Source organism: Flavobacterium frigidum (assembly GCF_048286795.2).
Genome location: NZ_JBLVPT020000002.1, coordinates 205,155 through 226,702, shown reverse-complemented (window position 1 = coordinate 226,702; position 21,548 = coordinate 205,155). Strand labels below are relative to the sequence as shown.

17 protein-coding genes are annotated in these 21,548 nt (G+C 33.6%); 3 read left to right on the top strand and 14 right to left on the bottom strand.

The window, feature by feature from the left end; translation table 11 throughout:
- Positions 1-18 precede the first annotated feature (18 nt).
- From ACNQGB_RS04545 to ACNQGB_RS04480, 14 genes are all read right to left on the bottom strand, one after another.
- Positions 19-936 (bottom strand): hypothetical protein, encoded by a 918-nt coding sequence (locus tag ACNQGB_RS04545; protein WP_417943709.1) that lies wholly within the window; start codon positions 934-936, stop codon positions 19-21.
- Positions 937-1,260: 324 nt separating this feature from the next.
- On the bottom strand, positions 1,261-2,394 hold the full coding sequence (locus tag ACNQGB_RS04540; protein ID WP_417943708.1) for a type II secretion system F family protein: 1,134 nt from the start codon (positions 2,392-2,394) through the stop codon (positions 1,261-1,263).
- Position 2,395: 1 nt separating this feature from the next.
- Entirely contained in the window at positions 2,396-2,866 is a 471-nt protein-coding gene (locus ACNQGB_RS04535) for a PulJ/GspJ family protein (RefSeq protein WP_417943707.1), read from the bottom strand.
- Between the two features lie 5 nt (positions 2,867-2,871).
- Positions 2,872-3,228, bottom strand: coding sequence for a hypothetical protein (locus ACNQGB_RS04530; RefSeq protein WP_417943706.1), 357 nt, complete (start codon positions 3,226-3,228; stop codon positions 2,872-2,874).
- A complete protein-coding gene (locus tag ACNQGB_RS04525) occupies positions 3,216-4,490 on the bottom strand; it encodes a hypothetical protein (protein WP_417943705.1) in 1,275 nt (424 codons plus the stop codon). Before ACNQGB_RS04525 ends, ACNQGB_RS04530 begins: the two co-directional genes overlap by 13 nt.
- Positions 4,491-4,492: 2 nt before the next feature.
- Positions 4,493-4,975 carry a hypothetical protein gene (locus ACNQGB_RS04520; RefSeq protein WP_417943704.1) on the bottom strand — a complete coding sequence of 161 codons (483 nt, stop codon included), beginning with the start codon at positions 4,973-4,975 and terminating at the stop codon, positions 4,493-4,495.
- 7 nt (positions 4,976-4,982) lie between these two features.
- A complete protein-coding gene (locus ACNQGB_RS04515; protein WP_417943703.1) occupies positions 4,983-5,912 on the bottom strand; it encodes a hypothetical protein in 930 nt (309 codons plus the stop codon).
- A gap of 38 nt (positions 5,913-5,950) precedes the next feature.
- The gene (locus ACNQGB_RS04510) at positions 5,951-6,682 is read right to left on the bottom strand and encodes a hypothetical protein (RefSeq protein ID WP_417943702.1); all 732 of its coding nucleotides are present in this window, start codon (positions 6,680-6,682) and stop codon (positions 5,951-5,953) included.
- 603 nt (positions 6,683-7,285) lie between these two features.
- Positions 7,286-7,423 (bottom strand): hypothetical protein, encoded by a 138-nt coding sequence (locus tag ACNQGB_RS04505; RefSeq protein WP_417943701.1) that lies wholly within the window; start codon positions 7,421-7,423, stop codon positions 7,286-7,288.
- A gap of 316 nt (positions 7,424-7,739) precedes the next feature.
- Positions 7,740-8,336 carry an SMI1/KNR4 family protein gene (locus ACNQGB_RS04500; protein WP_417943700.1) on the bottom strand — a complete coding sequence of 199 codons (597 nt, stop codon included), beginning with the start codon at positions 8,334-8,336 and terminating at the stop codon, positions 7,740-7,742.
- A gap of 10 nt (positions 8,337-8,346) precedes the next feature.
- Positions 8,347-12,489, bottom strand: coding sequence for an RHS repeat-associated core domain-containing protein (locus ACNQGB_RS04495; RefSeq protein ID WP_417943699.1), 4,143 nt, complete (start codon positions 12,487-12,489; stop codon positions 8,347-8,349).
- 11 nt (positions 12,490-12,500) lie between these two features.
- Positions 12,501-17,948, bottom strand: a complete 5,448-nt coding sequence (locus ACNQGB_RS04490; protein WP_417943698.1) for an RHS repeat domain-containing protein — start codon at positions 17,946-17,948, stop codon at positions 12,501-12,503.
- Positions 17,949-17,972: 24 nt separating this feature from the next.
- Positions 17,973-18,575: a hypothetical protein gene (locus ACNQGB_RS04485; protein ID WP_417943697.1), complete on the bottom strand. Its 603-nt coding sequence runs from the start codon at positions 18,573-18,575 to the stop codon at positions 17,973-17,975.
- The gene (locus tag ACNQGB_RS04480; RefSeq protein WP_417943696.1) at positions 18,562-19,095 is read right to left on the bottom strand and encodes an OmpH/Skp family outer membrane protein; all 534 of its coding nucleotides are present in this window, start codon (positions 19,093-19,095) and stop codon (positions 18,562-18,564) included. The genes ACNQGB_RS04485 and ACNQGB_RS04480 overlap by 14 nt, the downstream gene beginning before the upstream one ends.
- 123 nt (positions 19,096-19,218) lie before the next feature.
- On the opposite strand from ACNQGB_RS04480, the gene ACNQGB_RS04475 reads away from it, so the two are divergent.
- The 3 genes from ACNQGB_RS04475 to ACNQGB_RS04465 are packed head-to-tail and all read left to right on the top strand — an operon-like array spanning position 19,219 to position 21,517.
- Positions 19,219-19,629 (top strand): prepilin-type N-terminal cleavage/methylation domain-containing protein, encoded by a 411-nt coding sequence (locus ACNQGB_RS04475; RefSeq protein WP_417943695.1) that lies wholly within the window; start codon positions 19,219-19,221, stop codon positions 19,627-19,629.
- Positions 19,629-20,111 (top strand): hypothetical protein, encoded by a 483-nt coding sequence (locus tag ACNQGB_RS04470; protein WP_417943694.1) that lies wholly within the window; start codon positions 19,629-19,631, stop codon positions 20,109-20,111. Before ACNQGB_RS04475 ends, ACNQGB_RS04470 begins: the two co-directional genes overlap by 1 nt.
- Positions 20,112-20,113: 2 nt before the next feature.
- Positions 20,114-21,517 (top strand): GspE/PulE family protein, encoded by a 1,404-nt coding sequence (locus tag ACNQGB_RS04465; RefSeq protein ID WP_417943693.1) that lies wholly within the window; start codon positions 20,114-20,116, stop codon positions 21,515-21,517.
- Positions 21,518-21,548 lie beyond the last annotated feature (31 nt).

The following is a 21,548-nucleotide window of genomic DNA, read 5'->3' as shown; positions in this document are numbered from 1 at the left end:
CTTTATTTTGATTCGAAACTATTTTTGATAATTTATATATAAAAGTTGATGAATATTAGAAGTTCTTGCCATTTCAATTTTTTCAAAAAAATACTGAGCTCCGTTCGGATCTGTAATCTTAAAACCACTTACAGCAGATACTTCATATGTATTAAATTGCACATCAGAAACAATAGTTTCAACTTTATAATCTGTTCTTCCATTGATTATCGCAACAGGTAAAATTTCAAATGTGGTAACATCGTTATATCGGGTTTGTTCTCTTGTACTTGGTTCGGTACAAAACTTTAATTCTTCCCCATTTATTGTGACACTAAAAATATCTGGTTCAGTATCGACGGTTTTATAACTTGGTTCGAAAATTTGAGCATATAGACCAATACTACTCCTCAAATCATAACTACCATGATGATCAAGTATTCTATTATTAACAACGTTTGTAAGAAAGGGAATTTCGTTGATTTCAGGTAATGAATAAACTACATCAAACAAATTTTCTCCATAACCTGAATAAGGATTAGGCATAAGAAAATAACCCGATTGAGCATATGCAGGATTTCCTTGAAATGGAGGTAATCTGTGATGTACCACATTTTTATAAAAGTCTGGTTTATCTTTTACTTGCTGTATAATTGTTGGCAAATTAAAATTCCAACCTAACCCAACGATACCAGCTTCTTCAGTAACCTTAATACCACCGCTGTAATAAGTTAACTGTAATGGAATTTTTACATTATCAACTTCTATATTGTACAGTGGAATACTTAGATTAACTAACCCTCTATATTCATTAACAGGAACGGTACCATATTTAACGAAGTCCCAAACAGATGAAGGCATAGGATATTGAACTGGTGGTGTTGAATTATAATTTTGTGAATTTGCATTTAAAAATGCAAGCATTAATAATAGATAAAAAAGCGTGTTTTTTTTCATTTTTTAATTTTTAGTTTGTTTTTCCTTATTGCACGATCATTATAACGAACTAGACTAAATCAAGGATATTTACTTTTAAAAACTCCGTTTTCATATGGGTCAAGGTCTACAGTACCATATTTATAAATTATTCAAAATAATCAGCTTTACACTTTGTATCACATAAGTAGTTAGCTTAATTATTTATAACGTATTTTTTGAATCAATTTAATTAAAAGTTAAAACAATTATTAAGGAACAATATTACAAATAATTATGAAAAATTACAAAATAATATTACAAATAATTAAAATAAACAGAAAAAACGCAAAACAACTTTTTTTTCTAATTTATCACACTACTCAACTGAAACATTGGTAAATACATCGCCACAAGCAATACCGCTACTAAAACACCAACAAACAAAATAATAAACGGTTCCAAAACAGTAGTTAAAACTTTGGACTGTTGCACTACTTCTTGACTGTATTGCTCGCTTAATTGCTTAAAAACGTATTCCGTTTGGTTGGTTTCTTCTGCTACTTTTACCATAGAAATGATGCGATTATCAAACAAGGAATTCGCTTTTAGACTTTCGCTTAAACTATGTCCCTTTAAGATATTATGTTCTACTGCAGTCAACGATTCTTGCAACGGAGCAAATTGAATCATTTTCTTTACCATTTGTATGCTGTTCAACAAGGGAACTTTGGCGGTGGTTAGTAAAGCTATAGCTTGTGTGAATTGCGCCAAATAGATTTTCACCAAAAAAGAACCTAAAACCGGAATCTTCAAGAGGCTATAATCCATCACACGCTGGAGTTTGGCATTGTCTTTAAAAATTCTAAAAAAAACAGCAATGATAAGTATAACAAAAATTCCATAGAGCGAATAAGCTCGGGTAAAATCTGATAATCTTACAATTATCTTGGTTAATAAGGGCAATTCCACTTGATTTTGTCTGAAAATATCTTGAAACATAGGAACAACATAAGTCAACATAAAAACTACTACCAAAATAGCTGTAAACATAACGATTGCAGGATACGTCAAGGCTCCTATAATTATTCGTTTCTGTTCGTTTTTACGTTTATAAAATTCTCCCAATTCATGACAAACCTGTGCGGTAGTTCCTGTTTCCTCCCCTATTTGCAACGAATAAAACTCATATTCCGAAAATACTTTTGCCTCTATCAAAGCTTGAGAAAAGGACTTCCCATTAATCACTTGCTGGAGTATGGATTCGAACAAGGCTTTATCAGCGTTCTTTTTTTGCGAGTCTATAATCAATCCCAAGGCCTCTTTAAGTGTAATTCCAGCTCGTAATAATACTGCCAGTTCATGATACAATTGTTGCTTTTTCTTTGAACCAAAGCGTTCACCAAACAAGACAATTTCTTGCTTCAGTAGGGATTCTAAAGTAGCATCTTTCTTTGAATGAATAGGTGTATTAGATGGTGTATCGAGTTGGAAAGCCATATTATTGATTCATGCTATAGGTTAGATCATTCTTTTTTGAAATAAAAAGCTCATAGCCTTTTACTTCTGCATCTGCTGAGATATAAATTCCATCAACTTTTCCTTCGGTTATCGTTTTGCCTTCAAATAAAAATTGAATAGGCTTCAATTTTAACGCTATAGTATCCGCATTACGCAAAACATAATTCCCTTTAAAGGAATAAAACACCGTATCTGTCTCTGAAACCATTGTTACCGTTTCATTAGCAGCGGTATAGGTGATATCATGCAATTGATTGACCTCTTTCCAAAGACGTTGCTCAAAAAGAACTAAACTGCTAGTTTTATCATAATTGGTTTGAATAGCATGAATTTCTCGCTGTACTAATCGCAAGACACTAAATGCCATACCAATAACGATGGCTGTGATAATTAGCACCACTAACAGCTCCGACAAGGTAAAGGAAGGCAGTTTATTTTTATTTTGCTCCATTGTTTTTATTTAAAACTGGTATCAACATCGGTTTCTTTTATTACTTCCCTATACATTTCCTTTTTACCATTCTCATTAGTTGCTTTCAAAATCACCAAATTCTTAGCCTTGATATCTGTTAGCTCAATATTGATTAGCCAGTCTCCAAACTTTTCTTCATAAGGCAATTCAATCGTGTGATGATGGATTGAATATTCTAATCGATTCAATCTTGTTTCAATAGCATGTGTATTTTGCTTGTAAGTATTTAAAATAAGGTTATTTAATATCAAACTCGCAATCATGAATAGTATAACTACTAAAACGGTAGCGACCAATACTTCTATTAAGGTAGCTGAGCTTACTTTTTTTAATAAAGCCATTTCATAATTGTTTTGGGTTGTTGTTCAAAAAGTAATCCACCATAAGTAGTTGGTAAATCATCATTGTAAATTTTTCCATTGTAAATATGATTTACATAAATAGACCCCGCTTGATTGGCTACAAACTGTTTGGTTAATACTGATCCAGAAACGGTTCCTTGCAAGTCGATGTTTCCGTTGCAGTACACTTGTCCTTTTACGGTAACTCCGCTCTCTATTTTGATTGCCGTTTCAAAATTATTCACTTCTTTTTTGTTGTAATACAACACCACACCTTTAATTAGGGTACCAGTATCAATAAAAATTTGATTGATGACACTATCTGACGTATTTCTTTGACTAGTATCCCATTCTTCTTGATACAACACCAAAGATGAGGGGTAATTTAACTCACAATTTTTTTGCACTGTGATTTGTTTCGAAGCCAGTACTTGAAATACCCCTTTGGTTCCTTCTTCAATAATAACGATTGGAGCTACAAGAATAACATCCTTCAGATGAGCTGATGATTTTACTATTATTTGTTGTGCTGATTTGATAATCATATTCCCTGTAATTGAAACGTTTTCTAACACTATTGGTTTTTTTGAGACCCAATACTTTGTGGTTGCTTCAAAAGAATGTACCGAAGATTTTGCTGGATTCACAACTTCAGCCTCTCGCTGTTCTGATAAATCTAATTTTAAAAGTTCATCTAAAGATGCTAAAACGATTTTAGACAAAGGCGGTAAACTTGTTTTACTTTTTTCTATTACGCCATCTATCAGCCTTGCCCCATAAAAACTATTTCCTGCAATGTAGCCAGTTTTTACTCCTTGTAATGGCAAAAAAACCGCTCCTTTTATCACAGTATTTCCAACCAAAGAAAGGGCATTTTGTGTCTCTTGTAAATAAAGTACCGGAGTAGTTTCAGTAGAAAATTGTCCGCTAATAATAGCCGTTTTTACAAAATGCTTGTTTCTAAAATGTGCTTTGCTGTACGCCTTTTCAAAAACACCCCATGGAGCGAGCTGCACTTGTATACTTTTATTTGCTTCTTCTTGTAGTGGAACAAAAACCGTATCAGAAGAAACTATAGGTGAAGTCGTTACATAATCAATCCCAAAATTAGAGAGTTGTATCATCGCTACAGTGCCTTTGGCTTGCTCTTTCATATAATAAAAAGTATAAGCATACAAGACTAAAGCTCCCAGCAGTAAAGCAATCAGTAGTCCTATAAACACGGTAAATTGAAGCGCACCTGAGCGCAATTTTTTAAGCATACTTATTCGGCTAACATGATTAGATTCAATTCGCCTTGGTATATAACATAAACCGATTCTTTATCTCCTGCCTTTAAAAATATTCCATTAGCCGTATCCCCAATACTCATAAAATAATTCTTACCATTGATGATTAGTAGGAATGTTTTTTTCTTTTCCTTTACATCTGATAGAACTCCTTTATACTGAATTGGAGGCCAAACCAGTTCTGGGATTGTTTTAACTTTTACAGGTTTCTTGTAATTTTTTGGTTGGGTCACTGGTGTAACAGGAACATATGGTGTGCCTAAAAAAGGATCTCTATAGTTAGTTTCTATAATTATTTTTTGCGGTTCTTTATAAGTGAGCGGTTGTATTACCGAATTGCTAGGAAATTCTGGAACTATTTCTTCTGCTGTACCAAAAGAAACAAATTCATAAAGCACCAAACCCCATATGCCAAATACCACCGGAAGTAAAATATAAATAGCTCGTTTATTTTTCATTAGTAAACTATAAAATTTTAAGACTAAAAATGGCACTCTTACTAGTATTTCCCGCCTTGTCAAAAGATTTTATGTACCAATAATAAACCCCAGCTTCTAAAGTAGTTGTAAAAGGGCTAGTCGCTCCATTTTTTAGTTTTACATTTTTCAAAGCTAAGTCGGTATAAACATAAATACTGTCTACCTCTACCGTACCTGCAACAGCTACTCTACTCCATTGAAAACTTATTTCTTTTACTGCGGTCTCACTTTTGTCTAAAGGTGCCAATTGTTGCGCTACAGCCGGAGCCTTTGTGTCTACAGAAATAGCTCGAGAGGTATAAAGCGTATTCATATCGCCATTAATTGCCTTAACACGCCACGAAAAAGCACCTTCTGCAAATGAAAACTCAAAAGAAGTTGTAGTAACTGTCTCCTCTTTTACAAGAACCGAATTAGAATCATATATTTGAATTTGATACTTTTTTGCTCCAATAATAGGCTGCCAAGTCAATCTTTGTAGTGCTGTTTTTGATACAATGTTATTAGCAGGATTATCTAGAACCACGGTATTACTTGCAAAATCTTTATCGCTCCAAACAGTAAACTTTCTGGAAACATATGCCGTACTATAAGATGTATTTAACGCTTTCACACGCCACTCATAACTTGCTAACGGAAGCTGCTTAATAAATGAACTCGTTTTGATAATTGTATCCAATACTAATTGTGTCGGATTAGAAAAATCAGGTTTAGCAATTTGTAGTTGATACGTTGTAGCTTCTGAAACTTTCTCCCAAGAAAAAGTTATACCTGTTGTAAAAAATTCTGCTTGATCGCTTGGCGCAACCAAAACTATCTTTGCTGTTGATATGTCTTCCTCAAAAAGTATAGCATCACAAGATGTGCATAGTATAAAACAGCATAAAAAAAATAGAGCGTATAAGGATTTGTTCATTTGGATTTATTCAAGTTATGACATAAAAAAACAACTATTTACAAGTCAAATAAGTTGTTTTCGTGTTTTTTTTCTACTATTTGCCTTTCTGTTTTCCCTTTGCAACTTGTATTCAAATTGATGATATCTGAAACATACCATTTATTTCTTTCAGTAACACCCCAGCAAAACTTACTTAACTTGTAGGCCAAAATATTCACTGAATTAACAAAGAGAATGTCAGTTTTTTTTCCAATTTTATATAACGAAACAGCGTATTTACTATCTTGAAATTGAGTAATATAATACGCATCTGATTGTTTAATTTTTTCAAGATCATCCTGAGAAAAATAACATGCTAAACTGGTTACCATTTTTGACTCTTCAGTATCCCTGAGAAAACGAACTAGTTCTTGATTGTGTTCTCCATTTATCTCGCTAACCAGTTTCATTACATCCAAAACACGAATAGTTACTAACTCTGGTTTTCTAGGCAAACTGTCTACATAAGTAACTTGGGATTGATCTTGATTGTATTTTGATTTAGACTTGTAAATATTGTGAAGTCTCTTATTGAAAGGTACCACTTCAATTGACAATCTAATTGGCGACTCTAATTTTGGTATGCTTCTTACCTCAAATTTAGTACTTCTTATTCCCCCAAGCTCAGAAAAACCAACACTTCCAAGCTCTGGTGCTGTATTCGAAACAGCGTAGGACTCATTCTTAATTCGCGTAGACGTACACGAAATACAAGTCGCTATAATAAGTACAGATATAAAATTCCTCATTTATTTTTGATTTACACAAATATAATTAATTTCCTTCATTTTATTTTATATTATCGTTTTAATGCAAAATGTCCTTTCAAAACCCTGCCAACTTCAAGCTGAATGATATACCAATAATCATCTGATGGAAGCTGTTGTTTTAAATAATTACACCAAAATACAAAATATTCGCTGATTTTTTTACCAAGTCGTTAAACGAGAGCACCAAAAAAAGCATTCCTAAAATTCATTTCATTCAGTAATTGATTTCGGGTAAAAATAAATAAAAGAATTCCTTTTCTTAATAAAATTATGTAAAATTTTAACTTCAGTATTGATACTTTTACAAAGCAAACGTTTTACGTATTAAACATTGTTGAAACGAATTGCTTCGTCAATTCACTTATTTCTTGTGCAAATTTGCTCAAGATAACTTTGTAACAAGATCAACAAAAATCTAGTTTGCAGTTGTATTTAATTTTGCTGACACTGAGAGTGCTTATTTTTAATACGCAATAAAAAACTACAACTAGAAAATGAATTCTAATTGTAGTTTTTTTATTTATCGTATGACCTTACTTTGTGAGCACGAATTAAAAACCCGCCCTATCCAACTGAAGAAATTCATGTGATCGCTGAGCCATCGGAATATTCCTCGATTGCTTCAATTAATTTTTTAGAGGAATACTTTTTAAAATCCCGTTTCACATTTTGCAACTTCCCATCAAAAGCAGTATCAATTAAATGAATATGACAAGTCATATAGTAGGTTATTGGAACTAGTGCGAAGTCGGAGACATTCGCCACAGCACGGCTCTAGTTTTAATAACGTTTAACTTTTAAGGGACTCTTCGGAGAGCGGGATAAGGTTTTGAAAATACATGATAAGCAGAATCCAGAAGCCTGTTATGTGTCCGAAAGCTTTATCAAGAGCATTTAAACAAAAAAACTGCAACTAGAAAATGAATTCCAGTTGCAGTTTTTTGCTTTTATAATTAGTTATATGGCTCCTCGTTGTGACAATGATTTACAAAACTTTCGGTCACGGAAATATATCTAAACTATCGTGACTATATTGTTACTTTAATATTTCAACTGGAGTTGTGTGCATGTTTTCATTTAAAATAATGCCTCTGTCATCAAACAAATTCGTTATTCTTCTTACTTCTGAAACTATCATTTCTTCAAATGAATTCCATTCATATAACGAAGTAGCATCCCATCTGTCACAATAATGAACTTTATTTGTCTCTTTATCTAGATACAATTTTGAACCATCCCATTTATAACTACCTATAAAAAAATAACTTTCCTTAGAATTTTTTGGTTTTTCAATAGTGTTAGGCGTGATTATTGAAAAGGGTTGTCTACTGGCTTCAATAGTTCTTCCCAATTCTTTTCGTAAACCATATAAAGAAAACTTAGAAACAAAAATCCCTAAACCATTACAGTAATTCAGTAAGAATGATTTATAATCAGCTGGAATACTTGTTTTTAATTCTGTTTCTAATTGAAGTATATTTTGTTCATCAAGAACAGGATAAATACTATTAAGCCAAGCAAATTCTGCTACGTGAGGGGCTTTACCGATTAATATGGCTCCATTTAAAGAGGTCTCTATTCCTAAATTTTCAAACTTATATAATTCTTTCTTTATTTGTTCAAAATAATTCATTTAATAAATATTATCTGTTAATTAATTCTCCTATTGTTTTGTTTTTAAAATTACCACCATGCTTAGCTAAATGTTGTGCTTTTGTAACAAATTCAATATTTGCAGGATTTCCAGCAAGTTCAGGATGGTGTTTCACATTATTAATATGATGCCCAACAAAATCTTTAACTTTACCATTTGTTAATAATTCTTTTGTTTCAGATTCTGTCCAATCCCTGGTACCCTGACCTATTCTTTTAACTAAATTCTTCTCTTGTTTCCAAGCTTGTCTTACAGCTCTTCGTCTTGCAGATTTGATACTAGATTTTAATATCTGTTCTGCACTTTCTTCAGCTAATTCTTTAGCTCCAACTTTTATAGCGGCTTTTAATCCTCCTTTAACAAGTGAGCCAGTACCCAAAGTTGCCACATCAAAAGCAAAAAAGGCAGTTGACATTGCAAATTGTCCCCAGTTGCCATCTCTAGCACCTTGATACATTCCTATCATATCAGAACCTGGCACAAAACCTAGTGCAATATCTCCAGCAGTACTTAAACCACTACTACTTTTAGGAGAACCCACAATTACTACATCATTCATTGCAATTGAACCACTACTGGTTATCCAATTACTACCATCAAAGGTGACATTCCCGTGTCCTCCTACGTCATTAAAAGAATCTCCTGCTTTAGCACCATTTGGACATTTTGTACAACCACCATCAGGGTCAATAGTACTAACAGGATTATTCCCCATCCCCAAGTATGGACTATGAAATTCTCCATAAGGGTCAGGCGAAAGCCACCTCCCAATCCTACCATCCCAGAGTCTTAACTGAAAAGCTTCCATTCCTGTTTCTGGGTCAAGCTCCTGCCCCTGAAAGGCATAACGATAATTACCACTATTAGAATTTCTATTAGGCAACAGCTCCCCAAAAGGGTAATAATCTGCAAATGAATTAATCATCAGGCTGCCACTTGGCTTGCTTACAACCGCTCTTACATTACCTAAATGATCCGCAATTTCGTATGCACTCGTGGCACTTGCTCTATTGTATACCCCCAACCTGCTAAGGCCAAATATAGGTAAATCTTTTTGAACAATGGCACCGTTGTTGGGTTGGTTGTAAATAGACATAACGTTACCCGATAAATCTACTATATAGTAATCAGTACTGGATAAGGAGTAAGGTGAAGCGGTGTTATAACTTTCTTTCTTGGTGCGCTGCCCACGCTCGTTGTAAAAAAATCTTACTACTGCATTAGCTCCCCTATTCACCTGGGTTACTAAGCCTTGCGTGTTATAGAAGTAATATAGATCTTCTTTAACATTACGGGTAATCTGCCCAATTGCATCATATACATAATTGCCTGCGGACTGTGTCTCAATATCCGTTGGATCGCTTGTTACAGCTGCTGACTCAGTAAGATTATTTAACTGATTTTTTCCTGTATTGGTATAGTTATAGGTCAAGTCATCTACTATTGTACCCGCATGATCAGAACGTTTCAATGATTTTATGTTTCCATTTGCATCAAAACTAAGTCCCGATTCGTTATAATTGGCTGTTGGGGTAATAGCAGCAGTACTAGCATTGGTATTTCCAAAAGTGGCTCCAGTCAACCAATTGTTTCGGTCGTAGTTATACAAATATCCTTTTTGGTTCGCAATACCGCCTGTATAATCAGCAGCTATTCCTTTATTTGTCCATCGAGCCGCTTTAATGTTTCCGTTATAATCCGCTCCCGCAGTAGGAGAGCTAGTAATGTTTCTTCCTGTACGAAGGTAATCGCCACTGTAATAATCTAATGTAATCCCAAAAACATCATTGGCGTCACCTCCCGGGTCTTTAGTTGCTTCCAGACTCGGGTGATTAATACTTTTGAGTTGTCCTCCTAAAGTATACACATAATCCAATCCTTGTGCACCTTGTGCGATATTTACTCTTTTTAGTTCGCCAGTCAAGTAATAGGAATAATCTGCGTCAGTTTGGTAATTGATTCCGTTAGTTCCTGTTTCTACCTTAGTTAAAACACCATTACTATCATAGGAATAGCGGTGTTCAAAACGCTCTAAAGCTTTATCTTTTTGAAAAATCACATTGTTTACATTTCCTTTGTAATCATAGTAGTAATGAACAGTTTTGAGGCCAATACCTTCATTGTACTGCGCCACCCATTGGGTTCTTCCATAAAGATCATAGCTATACCAAGAAATTGCAGTAATATTTGCTCCAGGTTTTGTAAACGTAATAGCAACATTACCAGAAAGATTATTTTGGGTGTAAACTGCATAAGAGTTCATTCCTGCAGTAGTAAGTAAGTTAGCTAAGGAAAGATTAGCCGGAATTGTTACAGTACTTTGGTTGTTGTCTTCATGATCATAAATTGTTATTGTTTGTTCGCTTGCAGTACCTGAGATTAGTACTCCATCAGGATTAGTAGAAGCTGCTGCCCAGTTATTTGTAATTACCCCACTTTCAATTGGTCTCGCATAACTGTCATAATTAGTATAAGATACTTTAGTATCAGCTTGCAAGGCGCTTTGGGAATATCGAATTTGTCCATCTTGTCTGTATAGGAATTTGCTAGTTCCTTCATCGGGACTTACCACTTGTTTAAGTTGTCCTTGATCATTGTAGGTATAAGTTGAAATAAAATTGGAAGCTGATGCAGACATATATATTGGCTGAGCTACGATAGGATTATTTAGTATAAAACCATTGGGTTGAACTGATTTTATCAATTGCCCCGTTTTGTTATATACGTTTACCGCATAGTCATAGTAATTTACATAATAGTTGATTCCTAAAGATCCGGAATCATAAGTAGGCACTCCACCAACGATATAAGTTAATGGGTCAATGGTAGGAGGAGTAATTGCTTCAATTCGATAGGCATTTCCACCTTCTAAAGCAGTACTTACCAATAGTCCAGTTTTAAGATTATATATTTTGTACTGAAAAGAACTTCCTATTAAAGAAATTTGAGAAGTTGCAATTCCACTAGGAATATGAACATCAACAAATCCTTGTGTTCCTATAAGAGAGACCACAGGGTAGGAATTAGGTCCACCAGATTTTGCTATGGCTAGTGTCTTTCCTTCACCATCTGTGAAAGCTACATTTTCTATGCCGTTAGCATCAACAGCTACCGATTTAAAGAATTTAGTAATTACCTCTTCTTTGCCAGACGTAATTGCACCGTCATAATAATCAGAACCGTATACATAGTACATCTCCTGTGCCGCAGGCACCTTGTACGAATATCCTGTTTTCCACTCATCATTTATTTTATTTCCTCCTACAGTATTAATTATATTCCCAGGATTAAGAAGGTCGTAATTAGTTTGAATATAAGGCTGTGCTGCGATATCCTGATAGGGCTCTAAAACATTACTATCACTGTAATAATTAGTGAGATTAGCTGAATTAAAGAAGTTTACTTTAGTGAAATTAGTGTTGGGTGATGGTGCTATAAAGGTTGCTCTATTTACTCTGTTAAAGTTATCATAGAGTTGTTCCGTACCCCAAACTATATTCTTTAGGTAATCTTTGGACAAAGTCACATTTGGTTTTCCCAGATCATTAAAAAAAGTCCGTGAAGCGCTTGTTATGTTACCAATTAAATCGAAAGTAACATTATGAATCCAGTGGTAATTTAAATCGGTTTTATTTATGTAGTTTCCAGTAGGAGGATTACATTGTGTGATGGGCATACTTGAATCAAGCTCTGATATTACGCCATCATTATTAGTGTCAAGATACCATTTTGCATCTGGATTGATATTAGCATCACTATCGTTGCAATCATTTCCGTTACTTACAAAACCAGCAGGTTTTGTACATGCATAGGTGTAATATTCTGGATTTCCGAACCCATCACCATCAGCATCGTAGTACCAATTGATAATGTTAATGTTTGGATTAGAATCATCACAATCTAAACCATTACTTACGTAATAAGCACCAGGATCATAACATGAAAGTATATAATTAGTTTCACTACCATATCCGTCTGAATCATTATCGTAATAATATAATTGTTGATATTCAGGTGGGCAATTTGGATCATCAATAGCGGGATCTAAATAAGGTTCTTCTTGTGCATTAACGCTTATATTAACGAAGATAAAAAACAATAAAAGAAAGATTTTTACATACTTATTTTTCATAGTACTATATTTTATTTAACAAATCTATTGTTATACGTATTTGTCTTTATTAATGTAAATCCTCCAAAATGAGGGGAAAATTCTCCAAATTCATAAAAATCATCATTAAGTACTTCCATGTGAGTTTTAGTCAATCTACCAGCGGCATCATATTCATATTTAGTTGCTAATCCATTATTGGCAATCATATATGTTAATTCATCATATTCATTGTATACATACCCATTAATAGCGCTTGATATAGGTCTAATCATTAAGTCGTCAAAATAAACAGTTGAAGCATCTGCAGAAGTTACATAGATTGAACATGCACCTTCAGGTACATTAACATATCCAGACTTAAGTCTCCAAAGTCCTGCACCGTATGTTTCTGTGAAATTGATAATAGCTCCATTGAAGTTGATTCTGGCTTTTGCTTCATTTGTTCTTTCTACCCATACCGATACTTTGTACTTACCGGCTCTATGTTGATTGCTTTTCATAGCTACACCAAATTGTGAACTTGAAGTAGCGGCAACTGATTGTTTACCGGTATGAAAATAAGTTGTATTTCTCGCGGCATTTATCATATTTATCTCAGGTTCAAGAAAACCAGAAATAGGCGTGTTTTCAGCACCAGTAAAGAATATTTCGTTGTAACCTGCATTTCCTGTAGCGATTACCTTATTATCATTATCTCCCATTTTAGTAGAAGCATAATTGTTATTAATATCTTTTATCTCCAATGGATTTGAAAAATAATTATAAAGTCTTATTTCAGAAGTTTGCTTCCACTGTAGGAGTTGCGTCACGTCTATTCCTATACCATTTGGCAGGTTCCAGTTAAAATTATCGTCATTAGCACCATAGTTCAAGAAAATTCCGTTAGAATCTCTTAATCCATTCCAGACAAAGGTCTTATGTTTTCGCCATATTTTTTGGTTGGTTATGGATGGAGAAGAAGTATTTCCTGATACATCTTGATACTTCCATTCATTATTCCAGGTTGTAATTCCTACCCCAGTTTTCTTCCATTCCCCGTTATCAAGAATAAGTGAATAATCAACGGCAGTTTGAGACAACATATTTTTATTATTAACATTATCTACTTTGCTCCCCATGTCAGGATACTTATTATAGGCAGGAACTCTTTCTACACGTGTTTTTATACCATTAGACATTATTTTATCAACCGTTAGGAAAGCCCCTGTTTCTTTATCAGTATTGCTGTATTGTTCGATATTTTTACCATGTGGGCCTGTGCTGATAATACTTTCTAGAACACTTGAATATTCTTCTTTGCTTGAAATAGAAAGGAATCTATTTTTTAAGACAGGATTTGCATCATTAGCATCAGTTGTAAACACTGATTTCATTGATTGAAAAGATTCCAAAATACTACCTCTGTTAATATTTGCTTGTTTTAGTGCGAAACCACTTTTATATTTTTTTTCAACCTTAGATAGTAATTGACCTTTGTTATTAAATTCTGATATTGATTTAAATTGTCCAATCAAGGATGTATTTATATCTAGTTTAATTGTTTTTGCTTTTATTTTTTTAGCTGTATTTAAATAACCGTCACTCGTATTTGTTTGGCTAACAGTTGCTTTAAAAATTGTTGTTCCATCTACATCTTTCATTTCTAAATTTTCGGCAAAAATATTTAGTATTGGTTTGAGTACATAAAATTCATATCTAGTTTCTCCTAATGTTTCACCAGTTTCACTTTGTGGTTCCATTGTGACATTTTCATACATGACTCCTGGACTTGGTAATTCAGACTGATAAGGAACAAACTTAGTTCCTCTTACGGGGCTATAGGAAGTAATTCCAGACGAGATATAGCCAGTTGATCTTTTGTCTTTAGCAGAACCTAGTTTATTATAATAATAATTTGTTTTGTATCTATGGTTGTTCTCGTCATTTAAAGTAATTGATTTTACACGCAGTCCACCACCGCTTCTAGCTGTAGGTACTTTATTAGCGAGCAATTTATATTTAATTGTCCAATGATCAGGACAATTTCTATTAAAGGGACAATTACTTACATGAGGTGTCTCTCCTCTTGGTAGAGAATAATAAACATTGGAGCCGCATTCATTAGCGCCAATACTAAAAAAACAATTTTGGACATAATCTGGACGGTTTCCTGAATAAGTTGCTGGATAGGTAGACTTAAATTCGTATAAAGGTGCGCCTGATTGAGAATATTGACCAGTTTCATAAAAATCTGAAGTAACACTAGTTTTCTTAGCTAAAATTTTAACATAGTTTGAGTTTACTTCTGAAACAGAACAGTAGGTATCAGAACGAACATCAACAGCTCCTGAGGATGATGAACTACCTCCTCTAGCCCTAGCTAACCATAAATCAAGAAAAACTCTTTGTCCAGTCCTGAAATAGTCTCTAAAATCAACGTTCAAACCAGCTAAGAGTCCATTCTGATTTTGTATTTCAATCAGTATATCATTAGTTAAGTTTGAGGTTTTAAATTTTAAATTATTATTCCAATACCTTCTAGAAAAAGCCTCTTGATCAAAATCATCTTCTTCGTGTTCAAAGTCTATCGAAGAACCTGTGGGAGTAATAATCTTATTCATTGTCCAGGCTGCAGCTCTAACTTCATATTCCTGACCAGGAATATTTTTAAGAAATCCCCATTCGTCTTTTGCTCTAATATTGGCAATTGGGATTCCAGTACCACTGCCATAACTAATATATTTCCCACTGTAATTGAATGCTGACATACCATTATTAGTTTTTTGAACAAGGGCATTTGCAGGATACATAATATAGCTGGATTGAGGCCCAAGATATTCACCTTTGTATTGAAATTGATAGGGAGGCATATAATTGAAATTGTTTTTCCCTAAAAAAGTTACACTTTTAAGACATAATTTACCTGCATTAGGATTTTCAGAACAAAAGATTGTTCCGGGACTACCGTTTGATTTTCCTGAAGTTGGACTTGGAGCAGTATTTGTATGATCTTTTACTGCTAGATTGTAATTGTAATCTAAATTGACAACTTTAATCGCATTGTTGTAATTGAAGTTGATGAAATCTTTAGAGTCATAAACTCCACTTTCGTTATTGATAGTTATTGATGGATTAGCTCCGTTTTCTTGGTAAAACCCTCCGTTTGAGTTAAATCCAGGTTGGTAAATTGTAAGCAGATCATTAGAACTTGGATAATTTAATTTGAGATTGTCTGCTATGTTTCCTTTTGAAATTGAAGCATTTTCGTTTTTTACTAAAATAATTTTTTTTAGCATTAATTGCATTTGCCTTTTATAGGTAATATTCGGTTCATTAGGATTTATATTTTCTCCACTAATAGATGGAGTTGTTGACGTACCATCGTTTGTCATAGTAACTGACGGGTTAAATTTATAAGTTAAATCACTACCAACAGAATCATATCTAAGATCTTTGACAAAATAAGCAGTGTGAGTAGAAGATACAATTCGATCTAAGTAATACAACTGTTTTCTTCCAAATTGGTAGGTACCATATTCATTTTTTCCGATATCACCTTCTAAATTAGAATTGTAGTCTTTAAGATTTTTATCAGTAGGATTGCGCCATACAAATCCATCAGACCATTTACCATAATCCATTCTAACCCAGTATCCATAATCAGTTGCATCAGCAATATTATTATTATTTGTATCAATAAAATCAGGTCCAGTTATTGCAGTTAATAACCAGTGAGTAGCATAGGAAGTATATTGACGCTTTTCGCTAACATTATCCTCTGAAACATCTTTTAGTATTGTCCTTTCTACTTGTTCAAAATGGTAAACGGGTTGAGAAAAATGATATACTTTTCCATCTGGCGCAGTAATTTTATACCCTCCAATCCCCTCATTTTTATATTCAGAAGCGTTTCTATTTAATGCAACTATACTCAGTCCGTCAGCTGTTGGGCTCATTGGAGACAATAGTCCTTGCGCTTGATTATTTTTTATTTGAGCGTTAGTAAAAACTTCTACATAATTACCTTGTCTTAATCTTTGATTATCTAGGGCTTGTCTGGTACTTAAAATTCCTTGTAAAGTAGTATTGCTATTTGACAAAGCTGTTAAGCTAGGAATTGCTTTATTTTGAGTAAATTGACCATTAAAATAAAATTCAATATCGTTTAATGTGTTTTTTCCAAATGTTTTATCTGTAGCTAGTGTGTTGTGATTATATATTCTCATTTTTCCACCATCTGAACTGGCAGGATTGTTTCCTTTATATCCTAATCCGAAAATAGTTGCATTTTGTAAAATTCTTGGTTTCATTACACCTGAAATTCCTGTTGCATTTACATCAAAGGAATCATATGCTGCAAATGAAAAATTTATTTTTTCTCTATCTGCATCACTATCTGCTACAAAATCTATTTCTGTTTGAGGTAAAGTTTGTTCATACGCATCCATATAACGATATCTATTTTGATAATCAGCAAATTGAGTATCTATGCCATTATCATTTTCTACTGCATCATAGCTTGTATTATCCAAATTTGAGTATAGCACTCCAAAGCCTTTTTTCTTGTATGCTTTTGCAAGGCTAGAGGTTATTTTTTGTTTCCCAAAACCAAAAGAAAAAATTCCTATGCTAATAGGTACATACCATCCTTTACTACTAATATCCCAATCACCCGATGAAAAACTATTTACTGAAATTGATCCTCCAGCAGACTCTCCAGCCTGCTTAATTCCGCTACCTGATTGATTTGAATATCCTAATGACGCAGATACGCCTCCATCTAAACTAGCCCCTAGACCTGCTGTCATTCCCCCAGCAGTTCGCACACCTACACCTGCTCCAAAATTAGTTTTACCTCCACTTACATTTCCAGACATACTTACACCACCGCCAAAGCTACTACCTCCACTACCATCTTTCGCTCCAAATCCGAAACCTCCTCCTACACCAAGAGAATAGTTTCCGTTTGTATCAATACTAGCTGAGGCTCCAACTGCACCTATAGATACACTTGCAAATACTGATCCCGATAAACTTTTGTTAGAACCCCAAGAAGCACCAACTCCAACTTCTGCTGCAGTAGCTATACCTACACCTACGTTAACCGTATATACTGTCTCTGCATCTTGATATCTAATAAAATCTAATGAATTCCCTCCGTTCAAGTCATCAGGAGTTGCATTTAACCCTCTGTTGATAGCTCCTGTATTGAGATTCCATCCTAAACCTGTCCAAGTAGATTCGAGATCTAAAGGAATTCCACCATGGTAAGACAAAGAAACAGGCATTCCTCCTACGTCCATCAATGGTAATACATAAGACATATCACCACTGCTAAGATTAACCATATCTGTTGCATTAATGGATTCAAAACCAGAAGATTCTGGTGCATTAGGGCCGTTATTTGAAGCATAAATAGGACTTATCGGAAAAATACTAGGCACTATTATTACTAAGAAAAAAACAGCAATTATTTTAGAGCGTAAAATTTTATTCATGAGGGATAATGATTTAAATAATAATTAAAAATTAATACATATCTGTTTTTTAATAGTTTCATCATATTTAAATTTCACATCGCCAATACCTAAGCCGATATCGGACATATTAAAGTAAAATTCGTCACTATTTTCTATTAATTCATTTTTTTTAAAAATTAACAAGACATTAGTTGATTTAGCCATACCATATGTACGAGGCGAATTAAAATCAATTAATGGAATAGTATCTTTGTTACTATTTGTTAAGGATACTTTTTTATTCATTTCAAAAGTTAACGTATTTTGTATAGCGTTTAATTCTTCTCTACTTTTTGGAAATGTAGAAAAGATTTCATTGCTATTTTTGCTTAAACTCAAAACAAAATAGAGGTATTTGCTGTACACCTTATTTAATGAATCCTTTTTCGTTTTAGAATACTTATAATTTGAGAATTCTTGCCAAGAAACAAGATTTGAAGGCTTAAAGGTTAAACTTACGTCAATACCGTTAATTTTTTTACTTTTGGTATAGCCATTTTCTTCATCTTGGATGTAAGTATTCATCTTATCCTTAGTATCGAAGCTTTTATTACAAGATGAAATTAGTACAAACAGTATTATTAAAGAAAGACTATTTTTTGTCATATTCAGCATTTAAACCGTTTAATACTTCTTGGGTTAAATCAGATGATTCGTCGGCATACATAATATTTCCTCCACCACTAGCGCCAAATATTATTTTATAGCCTTTCTTCTTACCGTAATCTTTTATGTAATCATTAATATCATTAATGACTGTTTGGGTTACTTTTTTATCTTCTTCTTGAATTTTTTTTTGTATTGCCTCCTGGTAGCCGTTTATTTGTTGTTGCTTATTACCTAGCAGCTCCTGTTTTAGTTGTAGTTCTTTTGAAGACAGAGTACTTCTTTCTTTTTCGTACGCTTTTAATTCTTTTTGCCAATTTCCTATTAAGGAATCAACATTAGATTTCATCAAAGTAGCTTTTTTATCAAATTCTGCTTTGGCTATTTTTGTTCTACTATACCCTTCAATTAATTTATTTACATCTACGTAAACTAAATTTGAACTAGTTTTCATAAAATAAAAACTTACAATGCTTAACAAAACAGCAAACGATGCCAGATACAACGGGATTTTTTTCATATTTAATATTCTTACAGATTTTCGTGACAATGGTACAAATAAAATATTAATTTAACAATATAAAAACTAAAATAATACTTACATATTAATTCTTATATTTGTTTTATATTTCAATTTATTTCTATGAATAAACTTTTTAAATCAAAAATCGACTCCTTCAATCTTCAAGAAATGCTAATCGTTTTGGCTATCATAGGTATATTATTGCTTATTGCCCTACCTAACTTAATGCCGCTCATTACCAAAGCAAAAAGTGTAGAAGCACAAGTACAACTCAAAGCCATATACAACGCTGAGAAACAATATTTTTTTATGTATTCTAAGTACAGTTCTAACTTGACTGAAATTGACTTTGAAATCCCCAAAACAGTCAAAGAAAATGGTAGTGCAAATTATACTTACGAAATCATTCAAGCCAATACAAGTGACTTTAAGGTAAGAGCCACTGCTTTGACAGACTTTAATGGAAACGGAGTTTTTAATGTTTGGGAAATAGATCAAAATGGTAGCCCAAAACAAACTACTAGCGACTAATGGTTATTTTACTCATATTAAATTGGATTACCCTCGCATTGATTACTATTCAGGATTATAAAGATAGAAGTGTCTACTGGTTTTTATATGCGTTGGTAGGCTTGTTAGTATTGAGTATTCACATGATACAAAATCCTATTTACACTGTGCTTTTAAACAGCTTGAGCAATCTAATTTTCATATGTGTCTTATTGCTTTTTGCCGCTCTATATTCGAAAATTCGATTCCAAAAACCATTAATTAATGAGTCCATAGGTCTTGGAGACGTTCTTTTCTTTATTGCAATGTCTTTTGCTTTTGCTCCTATTTCATTTTTTATACTTTTTGTATTTTCTTTACTTTTTTCCTTAGCTATTCATTTATTCCTAAATCCTAAAAAAAATGTTGCGACAGTACCTTTGGCAGGTCACATGGCGTTGTTTTTTGGAATAGTGTATGCGGTCCTCTTTATTACTAAGGATTATTCCTTGTATGCTTATTAATTATGAATGATTTCAACCTCCCCTTTTCTATACAACAACTGGTCACTCCAGAACAAGCCTTCCATTACCGTATTATTCCTATCGCGCAACAACAAGGAGTGACAGTGCTAAAAACGGATCACCTGGAATTGCAACAAATGCAAATGGAATTGACGATTTTATGGAACACTGCTATCGAACTAGTATCTGATTCTACTGAAAACATCAATCGTTATTTGAGTACGAATTACAGACAAACCCAATCTGATAGTATCAGCGAAATCCATTATACTGCTGATTTTTTGGAAAAAATCGTGCTTAATGCCAAGGAAATTGGGAGTAGTGATATTCATTTTGAACCTTATGAAAAGAATGCAAGAGTTCGCTATAGACTCGATGGAAAGCTAAAAGAACAGTTCAATATTGCTATTGATGAGTACCCAATTCTAATTAATAAAATCAAGATTCGAGCACAATTGGATATCTCTGAAAAAAGATTACCACAAGATGGCCGTATCACTGTGCAAACCAACTCAGAAGATTTTGATATTCGTGTATCCATCCTTCCCACCCTCCATGGAGAGAAAGCGGTGCTTCGTATCCTTAGCAAGGACACCAGTCATATAGACATCAATGCCTTAGGTTTTACTGAAAATGAATTAACTCTGTACCAAGAAAACATTCGAAAACCAAATGGAATTATTTTAATTTCAGGGCCTACAGGTTCTGGTAAGACTACCACTTTATACGCTACTTTAAAAAAATTAAATGTCCCTAATACCAATATACTTACCGTTGAAGATCCCATAGAATATACACTCGAAGGTATCAACCAAGTACAGCTTAGAGAAAACATCGGGCTTGACTTTGCAACGACATTGAAAACTTTTTTAAGACAAGATCCAGATATTATTATGGTGGGTGAAATCAGGGACGTGAACACCGCCAATATGGCTATTCGAGCAGCTCTTACAGGACACCTTGTGCTTTCTACTATACATACTAATTCTGCTTGGGCTACTGTATCCAGACTAATTGATATGGGGATTCCTCCCTTTTTAATTGCGAGTACCCTAAACATAAGCGTCGCCCAGCGACTGATCCGTAAACTATGTGCCTATTGCAAGACCGAAGATATAATTCAAAATAGTGTATTCCCTATAGGATTTAAAGTACCTACTACTCTAAGCAAACATCATAAAGCCGTAGGATGTGATAGATGTCACCATACTGGGTATGCAGGTAGAAAAGCTATCTATGAACTACTTCCTATCGACGCCATTTTATCAGAGAAAATAAAAAACAATCAACTTTCTATTGATAGCTACCTGGAAGAAAACAAAATCAATACCCTTAAAAGTAATGCTATCCAATTAATACAAGAGGGAACTACTTCTGTAGAAGAAGTTTTTTCTTTACTATTATAATTTAATTTATATTCGCCAATAGAACCAACAT

What these genes read in the sequence shown, in the direction of transcription:
- ACNQGB_RS04525 (WP_417943705.1), bottom strand. Translation starts at nt 4,490, where the DNA reads ATGCTTAAAAAATTGCGCTCAGGTGCGCTTCAATTTACCGTGTTTATA.
- ACNQGB_RS04505 (WP_417943701.1), bottom strand. Translation starts at nt 7,423, where the DNA reads ATGACTTGTCATATTCATTTAATTGATACTGCTTTTGATGGGAAGTTG.
- ACNQGB_RS04520 (WP_417943704.1), bottom strand. Translation starts at nt 4,975, where the DNA reads ATGAAAAATAAACGAGCTATTTATATTTTACTTCCGGTGGTATTTGGC.
- ACNQGB_RS04535 (WP_417943707.1), bottom strand. Translation starts at nt 2,866, where the DNA reads ATGGAGCAAAATAAAAATAAACTGCCTTCCTTTACCTTGTCGGAGCTG.
- ACNQGB_RS04500 (WP_417943700.1), bottom strand. Translation starts at nt 8,336, where the DNA reads ATGAATTATTTTGAACAAATAAAGAAAGAATTATATAAGTTTGAAAAT.
- ACNQGB_RS04490 (WP_417943698.1), bottom strand. Translation starts at nt 17,948, where the DNA reads ATGAATAAAATTTTACGCTCTAAAATAATTGCTGTTTTTTTCTTAGTA.
- ACNQGB_RS04530 (WP_417943706.1), bottom strand. Translation starts at nt 3,228, where the DNA reads ATGGCTTTATTAAAAAAAGTAAGCTCAGCTACCTTAATAGAAGTATTG.
- ACNQGB_RS04465 (WP_417943693.1), top strand. Translation starts at nt 20,114, where the DNA reads ATGAATGATTTCAACCTCCCCTTTTCTATACAACAACTGGTCACTCCA.
- ACNQGB_RS04475 (WP_417943695.1), top strand. Translation starts at nt 19,219, where the DNA reads ATGAATAAACTTTTTAAATCAAAAATCGACTCCTTCAATCTTCAAGAA.
- ACNQGB_RS04495 (WP_417943699.1), bottom strand. Translation starts at nt 12,489, where the DNA reads ATGAAAAATAAGTATGTAAAAATCTTTCTTTTATTGTTTTTTATCTTC.
- ACNQGB_RS04515 (WP_417943703.1), bottom strand. Translation starts at nt 5,912, where the DNA reads ATGAACAAATCCTTATACGCTCTATTTTTTTTATGCTGTTTTATACTA.
- ACNQGB_RS04480 (WP_417943696.1), bottom strand. Translation starts at nt 19,095, where the DNA reads ATGAAAAAAATCCCGTTGTATCTGGCATCGTTTGCTGTTTTGTTAAGC.
- ACNQGB_RS04470 (WP_417943694.1), top strand. Translation starts at nt 19,629, where the DNA reads ATGGTTATTTTACTCATATTAAATTGGATTACCCTCGCATTGATTACT.
- ACNQGB_RS04485 (WP_417943697.1), bottom strand. Translation starts at nt 18,575, where the DNA reads ATGACAAAAAATAGTCTTTCTTTAATAATACTGTTTGTACTAATTTCA.
- ACNQGB_RS04545 (WP_417943709.1), bottom strand. Translation starts at nt 936, where the DNA reads ATGAAAAAAAACACGCTTTTTTATCTATTATTAATGCTTGCATTTTTA.
- ACNQGB_RS04540 (WP_417943708.1), bottom strand. Translation starts at nt 2,394, where the DNA reads ATGGCTTTCCAACTCGATACACCATCTAATACACCTATTCATTCAAAG.
- ACNQGB_RS04510 (WP_417943702.1), bottom strand. Translation starts at nt 6,682, where the DNA reads ATGAGGAATTTTATATCTGTACTTATTATAGCGACTTGTATTTCGTGT.